General features: G+C 45.1%; 7 protein-coding genes. 2 read left to right on the top strand and 5 right to left on the bottom strand.

What is annotated here, in order from left to right; genetic code table 11:
- Window positions 1-685: transposase (locus K5Q29_RS10365; protein ID WP_221877128.1), on the top strand; the 685-nt coding region annotated here is incomplete at its 5' end.
- A gap of 284 nt (window positions 686-969) precedes the next feature.
- Here the strand turns inward: K5Q29_RS10365 and K5Q29_RS10370 are convergent.
- The 5 genes from K5Q29_RS10370 to K5Q29_RS10390 all read right to left on the bottom strand — a co-directional run bounded on the left by K5Q29_RS10370 (window position 970) and on the right by K5Q29_RS10390 (window position 5,624).
- A complete protein-coding gene (locus tag K5Q29_RS10370; RefSeq protein ID WP_002935353.1) occupies window positions 970-1,626 on the bottom strand; it encodes a CBS domain-containing protein in 657 nt (218 codons plus the stop codon).
- Window positions 1,627-1,734: 108 nt separating this feature from the next.
- Window positions 1,735-1,926 carry a transposase gene (locus tag K5Q29_RS10375; RefSeq protein ID WP_172699645.1) on the bottom strand — a complete coding sequence of 64 codons (192 nt, stop codon included), beginning with the start codon at window positions 1,924-1,926 and terminating at the stop codon, window positions 1,735-1,737.
- A gap of 1 nt (window position 1,927) precedes the next feature.
- Window positions 1,928-4,165, bottom strand: coding sequence for a DNA internalization-related competence protein ComEC/Rec2 (locus K5Q29_RS10380; RefSeq protein WP_105139213.1), 2,238 nt, complete (start codon window positions 4,163-4,165; stop codon window positions 1,928-1,930).
- A complete protein-coding gene (locus K5Q29_RS10385; protein WP_105139214.1) occupies window positions 4,149-4,811 on the bottom strand; it encodes a helix-hairpin-helix domain-containing protein in 663 nt (220 codons plus the stop codon). Before K5Q29_RS10385 ends, K5Q29_RS10380 begins: the two co-directional genes overlap by 17 nt.
- A gap of 66 nt (window positions 4,812-4,877) precedes the next feature.
- Window positions 4,878-5,624 carry a 1-acyl-sn-glycerol-3-phosphate acyltransferase gene (locus K5Q29_RS10390; RefSeq protein WP_105139215.1) on the bottom strand — a complete coding sequence of 249 codons (747 nt, stop codon included), beginning with the start codon at window positions 5,622-5,624 and terminating at the stop codon, window positions 4,878-4,880.
- A gap of 411 nt (window positions 5,625-6,035) precedes the next feature.
- Between K5Q29_RS10390 and K5Q29_RS10395 the strand changes: the two genes are divergently transcribed.
- Window positions 6,036-7,481, top strand: a complete 1,446-nt coding sequence (locus K5Q29_RS10395; protein WP_105139216.1) for a UDP-N-acetylmuramoyl-L-alanyl-D-glutamate--L-lysine ligase — start codon at window positions 6,036-6,038, stop codon at window positions 7,479-7,481.
- The last annotated feature ends 231 nt before the right edge of the window (window positions 7,482-7,712 follow it).

Consider the following 7,712-nt stretch of genomic DNA (forward strand, 5'->3'; position numbering starts at 1 on the left):
CCGTATTCGTGACGGGAATCATTCTATGAAGTCAGGATTTAATCTCCCTGACACCTCTTGTTTTGATGAGGCATTTGACCTAAACATCTGTCGCAAACAAACCAATGAGATGAAACACCTGTATCGGTACTTCCCTAATCAGTATCATTTTTTACCTAATAATGCCTCCTTTGACTTTCTGCCATGTTCTAGTCGAAAAAGCACCCCGACCAGCTTTTATGAGCTGCATTTCCGAATAGTGCGTCTCGAAATCAAGCCTGGTTTCTTTGAAACTTTGGTGACAAACACCGATTATTCTCCAGAAAAATTAAAAGATCTCTATGCCTACAGATGGGGCATAGAGACCAGTTTTCGTGACCTAAAATACAGCATCGGTCTGACTCATTTTCACGCGAAAAAGAAGGAAGGAATTCTCCAAGAAATCTACGCTCGCTTTATCAACTTTAATGTTTGTAAATGGCTAACCTCACACGTTACCATTAAAACATCAAAGTTAAAACAGGCTTATAAAATTTGTTTTTCAGACGCTGTTTATGCCTGTCGAAAATTTCTTAGAGCTGAACTCACTTCCTTCCAATTAGAAACCTACATTGCTAAGCATTTATCCATTATTCGACCCAATCGAACGTTCCAAAGAAAGATAAAAAGCAAGGTACCTGTAAGCTTCACTTATAGAGTAACATAATAGTTGAAAAATAGGGTTAAAAAACCTCCTTTTTGTGCGCCCTAAATACAAAAACTATTCCCGTTTTGTCATGAACTGTTCAGACGGGAATAGTTTCTTTAGCTGCTTAAATGCTTAACTTAATGACATTGGGCCGCAAGTCCTGAATTATTTTTACCATATTTCTTATACTTTTTATATTTGTGCCCCATAGAGCCTCCTCATACGTGATATACTTTATTATATCACATTCCCCTAAAATACTAGAATGATAGCTAAAGAAAAAAACCGAGAAATCTCGGTTTTTAAATATTTTTAGCAACAGTCGGAACCAAGCTATCCACTTGGATACCTGCACCCTCGAAAAGAGTTCGAACTTCTTCAACATCAACTTTTCCGTCAATCTGCACTTCGATGACAACTTTTCCAGACTTGGTAGCAAGTTGTACAGTAGATACAATATTATAATCCTTATCTGCCACCAATCGAATAATTTTTTCTAACTCCCCTGCCTTATTTTCAACAAGGAACCGAGCGCGTACTCCTTCTTCTCCATAACCTGAGACATGAAGAAAAGCTGCAAAAATATCACGATCAGTAATGACACCATATAGTTGACCGTTGTCAACAACTGGAAGAATCCCCACTTTGTTTTTATACATGAGATAGGCAGCATCTTCAAGACTAGCATAACCTGAGACTGTGATAACATTCTTAATCATCACATCCTTGACCTTAGTCTTATTCAAAAGGTAGTTCATCTCGTAAATAGATAGGCTAGTTGCCTTCGATGGACTAGCTTCTGCGATCGTTCCCTCAGTGACCAAACCAACCAACTTATCATTTTCAATAACAGGTAGACGGTGCAAATCCTGTTCACGCATAATATCTGCAGCGTGTGCAATGGTTGTATCTGGTGAAATATAAACAACTTTACGGGTCATAAAATCTTTAACAGACATAGGACTTCCTCCTTTGGTAAATCGTACTTTATTATACCACAAATCCGAAAACGATTTCAATATTTGATGAAAAGAAATGAAAATCAATTTTTAAATTCAAAATATAGACTATTTGAAATACAATGGAGTGAGTAAGACTGCTACAATCACAGATTGTTGGCATCTTTCCAATAAGGCAGCAACCTCTTTGAAGTCGTTAACAGAAGCTGGCGTAGTAACACAGTACAGAATATAGCCAGATAAGGCAGCGAGCACGTGAACTTTGAAACCATCGAACCATAAGTGCATAGGATTTATCATTTTACCTCCTCACCGTTTCAATCCTCCACTCCCTCCAGCCTCGGAAGCGAATGGCTCCTTGCTGGTCGGTACGATAGACTTGGATATTCCGACTGTCAAAGCGGTCCAAGGTTTCTTGGTGAGGATGCTTATAGCGGTTGTTTTCTCCTGCTGATACCAGGGCAACCTTGACTCCGATATGGTCTAGAAATTCAGGATAGGAGGCCCCTTTGGAGCCATGGTGACCAGCCTTGAGGACATCGACAGGCAGGTTGGGATAGGTTTCTATCAAGTCCAACTCCCCTTGCTCCAAGTCCCCTGTAAAGAGGAAATTGGTTTCCAACAAGCGACCGTAAAGGACAACAGAGTCATTATTGCCACCGTCGCCTGTCACATTTGGATAGAGGACTTCCAGATAGGAGTCAAAAATCGGCAAGCGGTCGCCCACTTTCACCACATGAACAGGGACATTGATTTCTTTCAAGGTGGCTACAAAGTCAGGCACCGTCAGGCTTCCTGGCGCCACGTAAATCCGTCCAATCTGGACCTGCTTCGCCACTTCCAGCACATCGCCCACATGATCCGTATCGGTATGGGTCAGGACCAAACTATCAATCTTGTCCACGCCTCGACTATGCAGATAGGGAATCAAGGTCCGCTCTGCATTTGCCTGCGAAGACCGCTCCTGCCACGCTTCCTTGGCTGCAAAATCGACCCGTCCGCCCACATCAATCAGAATCGTCCGCCCCCGCATATCCCGCAAAAAGATGCTGTCCCCCTGCCCGATGTCCACCACTGTCACCTCGTTTTCCAGCGGGTGTTTGGTCATGAAAAATAGCAGAGCAAGGACCAGGCTCAGTCCTAGGAACCAGTTTTTCTTCCTGTGGAAATCGTAGAGCATGAAGATGCTGACCAGCAAGAGCAAGAGGACCAGACCAGACGGCTTGCCCAGTATCCAAGGTCGTAATCCCAAATCCGCCACCCAGATAATGATGTTCTCCATAAAAATGAAAAATCCGTTGACCCAAGTCATCTTGACCAGAGGTGACAGGAGAAAAATAACTGACAAACCTGGCAAAAGCAGGACATCAAAGATAAAGGAAAAGACGAATGTCAGGAGAATGGACAAGGGCTGAAAGGCATAGAAATAGGTCATAAGCACCGGCAAAATCCCCAGCGAAATACTGAGACTCTCCACCGCAGCCTTTTTGACCTGCCCCAAGTCCTCAAAATCAAAGACCGTCAGCAAGAATGCATAGGTAAAGGTCAGCACTCCTCCTGCTGTCAGTGGAAATCGGGGCAGCATCAGCAGGCAGACAAAGACCGTCGCCGCAAAATTATCCAGCTTCCGCAAGCCCATATTACCAAAAATGTTCTGGACCAAAGACCGCACCACTGACACCGAAAAGCCTGTCAAACCAGCATAGACAAGGGAAAAGGGAATCTGCAACTTGTCTACGGTTTCCTTGGTCAACCCCAAACGCAGCAAAATCCAACGAAACTTGTCGATGAAAAAGCCCACCTGCATACCAGACAGGGCGAAGAGATGAATGATACCTAGACTGGAATAGAGGTCACTCATCTGGTCAAACTCACTATCCAGCTCCCCAAACAAGAGCCCTGTCATGTAGTGACTCATGGGTGCTGGAAAATTGGTTTTGACATAGACCAAGGCCTGCCTCCGCCAGCTTGACAGCCAGTCAAAAATATTCCAAGACTGGATAGGAACAATCTTCTTAATCGCCGTTAGCTTGACTGTCCGATAGATACCCTGTGTTTTCAGGTAAGCCTGATAGTCAAAGCCGTTAAAATTCCGCTGACCTGCTGGCAGGCTAACCTCTGCTTCCACTTCTAGCTGGACCAGCTCTGTCAACTTTTGAAAATAAGCCTGCTCCTCCTGACTGGCTAATTTGTAGAAAACCTGATAGGTTTGTCCGTCAGCCCGCCCCCGAAAGGACAGGCTGTCCCCGTTAATGTCAATGGTATCTGGAATGACCTGCACAGTCGTCACTTGCTCTGGGGCTGACTGGGCTGCCCGCTCCCATTGGACCTTCTGGCATCCGAAAAACAGACCGCACAGGACTAGAAGCGGCAGCGTTTTGAGGAAAACTACCTTACCTTGCCGAAAACCAAAGACAACTAGTAACAGACTGAGCAGGCCCATTGTCAAGAGGGAAAAAGAATGGACTGCAAAGTAGGCCGCCACCACCAAGATTGCCAGGTGAATGGGCTGGCAGGGGAGTTTAATCGACCGTGACATAAGGCCGGATGCTTTCCATGGTCTTGTCGCCTATGCCCGATACATTGTTGAGGTCGTCCACCGACTTGAAGCCACCGTTTGCCTCACGATAAGCGATAATGTCTGTCGCTCGCTTGGCACCGATGCCCGAAATGGTCTGCAGGTCCGCCTCGGTCGCCGTATTCAGATTAACCAGACTGGTGTTTTTTTCTTCTTGGGACATGGCAGAGCTGGCAGTCGTGCTGGCCACCACCGAGATATTTTCATCCTTGCTGGCCACATAGACCACCGCTTCGTCGCTGAGCTTCTGAGCCAGATTGATAGACTTGGGGTCTGCCTGACTGGTCAAGCCGCCAGCTGCATCCACCGCATCATTGATACGCGCATCAGCTGCTAAAGTGTAGAGTCCTGGCTTTGCTACCGCTCCTTTGACATCAACGACTAGCTGGCTGGGCTCTTCGCTTGCTTCTGTACTGGTTTCCTCGACCAACTCAGAGCTACTAGAAGTTTGTTCGGACTGTGGAAAATCTGTCAGTCCTGTTTGATCTGACTTAGCTGGTTGGCTGAATATTAAGAATGTGGTCAGAAGCAGACCTGCAACTGCTGGCAGAGCAATCTGCCACTTGTATTCTTTAAGCATTTCAATATAAGTTTTAATCGTATCCATAAATTACCTCCACCTATATAGTGCGTAAAAGATACAAAAAACCCGCAAGCTGCGAGTTTCATTTACTTATTTTTTATCCAACTGAGTACTTGGTTGCCAGAAGAAGCTGGCGATATAGCTAAAGGCATAGGTCAATCCCAAGATAAGAGCAACCAGCAAAAGAACTGGGATACGATAGATATAAGTCAAGATATTTGGCTTTTTCTTGGTTTGGAAGGATGCCACATGGTCATCTAAGCGTTTGAACTCAGCCTCGATTCGGCTAGTTACTTCTGCTGTACCTGCATCATCCATACGCTTGATGTCCGAAACATCGATAGGATTTCCAAAAGCCACATCGATTCGCTCACCAGCTAAGAGCCCCTTGATAGTCATAGGACCCACATAGGTAGCTGGCATGAGTTTGACCTTGGCTGACTTGGCAATGACCGCCACACCACCTTTGAGCTCAGATGAATGACGACTTCCTGAAGGAAACATGACCAGCGAACGGTCACTTTTTTTCAACATGTTAACTGGATACTTGATGGCTGCCATACCAGGATTTTCACGGTCAATCGGAAAGGCTCCACATTTTGAAATCCACCAGCCAAAACCACGGTCCTTGAAGAGTTCTTTTTTGGCCATAAAGATGAACTGCTTAGGAGCAGCTGCGTAGCCAAGAAAGACTGGATCCCAGAAGGTTTTGTGCGGAGCGATAAGAATATAATTTTCCTCCTGTGGCAAAATCTTCTCTCTATCATGATAGTGAATATTGCCATTGATGGCCCACAACAAGAATGTTAATAGTGTTCGTAGATAAGAATAAAACATAAACTTCTCCTTTTTCAATCTCTCCTATTATAGCACAAATTTGCTTCAGAACGAAATGTCATATACATTCAAATTTACAATCAAAAAGCCTGTATTTATAGTCTTTTAGTTTACTTTTAGTACTCGCTCCAACTATCTGGGAGAAAGTTGGAGGTTGGAAATAAAGCGAACAAAGTTTGCGTCAGAAGCCGCAGGCATAACTCAATGCTTTCTTGTTTCTAGGCATTGACTTGAAACAGTCCCCCAGACTGTTTCAATCAGGCAAGGCGAGTTCAAACACTCCAGTGGAGTGTTTGAAGTTGGAAATAAGGAAACAAAGTTTCTTCATTCGTCGAAGTAATAAAAGAAAAACTAAATGACGATACAAGGTCCCGACTTGTAAAAACCACTAGATAGGTTTACAATAGAAACATGATTAAAATTGAACGTGTAGTAGACATCTTAAAAGCGGATGACAACTTCCGCCATATCAAACAGAATGACCAGACTGATAGCACTTGGATGGATGTCCAGTTTGATGCTCTCAGCTATGACAGCCGGACAGTTAGCCCAACGACCCTCTTTTTCGCTAAGGGTTTGGCCTTTAAAAAGGAATTTCTGGAAAAGGCTATCGAGGCTGGGCTGGCTTTTTACGTGTCTGAAATCGACTATGAGGTCGGCATTCCTGCTATCATCGTCCACGACATCAAGCAGGCTATGAGCCTGATTGCCATGGATTTTCATGGTCATCCCCAGAAACAGCTCAAACTCCTGGCTTTCACCGGCACCAAAGGTAAGACAACGGCGGCTTATTTTGCTTTTAACATCCTTAAACAGAGCAAGAAACCTGCCATGCTTTCGACCATGAACACCACGCTGGACGGCAAAACCTTCTTCAAGTCCACCTTGACCACGCCTGAAAGCCTGGACCTCTTTGCCATGATGGCGGAGGCGGTCAAGAACGGCATGACTCACTTGATTATGGAGGTGTCCAGCCAGGCTTACTTGGTTAAGCGGGTTTACGGGCTGACCTTTGACGTCGGCGTCTTCCTCAACATCAGCCCCGACCACATTGGCCCCATTGAGCACCCGACTTTTGAGGACTATTTCTATCACAAGCGACTTTTGATTGACAATAGCAGAGCGGTTATTGTCAATGCTGGAATGGACCATTTTGAGGTGGTGAAAGACCAAGTCAGCTCCAAAGACCATGACTTTTATGGACCGACTTCTGAAAACCAGATTAGTCAGTCAGCAGGTTTTGACTTCACAGCGACTGGCAAATTGGCTGGCCATTACGACATCCAGCTCATCGGTGGCTTCAACCAAGAAAATGCCATCGCAGCAGGGCTGGCCTGTCTTCGTTTGGGTGCAAGTCTGGAAGATATTCACACAGGGATTGCCCAAACCAATGTCCCTGGTCGCATGGAAGTCCTGACCCAGCAAAACGGTGCCAAGGTATTCGTGGACTACGCCCATAACGGCGATAGTGTCAAGAAGCTGATTGATGTCGTCTTAGAGCACCAGACAGGCAAGGTCATCCTAATCCTTGGGGCTCCTGGCAATAAGGGAGAAAGTCGCCGCAAAGACTTCGGTCTTCTGCTCAATGACTATCCGCAGGTTGAAATGATCCTGACAGCTGATGACCCCAACCGTGAAGATCCAGCTGCTATCGCTGAACAAATCCGTGCCCACATGACCCGTCCAAGCGACTTTATCTTGGACCGGGAAGAAGCCATTCGCACAGCCATGAACCTGACAAACTCTCCTAAGGATGCTGTCATCATCGCAGGCAAGGGGGCTGACGCCTACCAGATTGTCAATGGCGAAAAGGCCGCCTATGACGGTGATTTGGAAGTAGCAAAACAATATTTGTAACATACGGAGGCTGGGCAAAAACTAGCCGCTCACATATAAAAAAACGAGCAATTCCAATTAGGAGTTGCTCGTTTTCCATTTCATGCTTTATAATTATAATAACGACAAAACAACTAGAAAGGCATGAAAATGTATAAACAGTATAACACAAATCAGTTAAGTTTGGAATTAAATATTGCTTGGGACTTACCTGCAACGCATGAGGCTCGTCTGATTAGTCAGTTTGTGGAT

Source organism: Streptococcus sp. 2018037, assembly GCF_019754195.1.
GTDB lineage: Bacteria > Bacillota > Bacilli > Lactobacillales > Streptococcaceae > Streptococcus > Streptococcus hashimotonensis.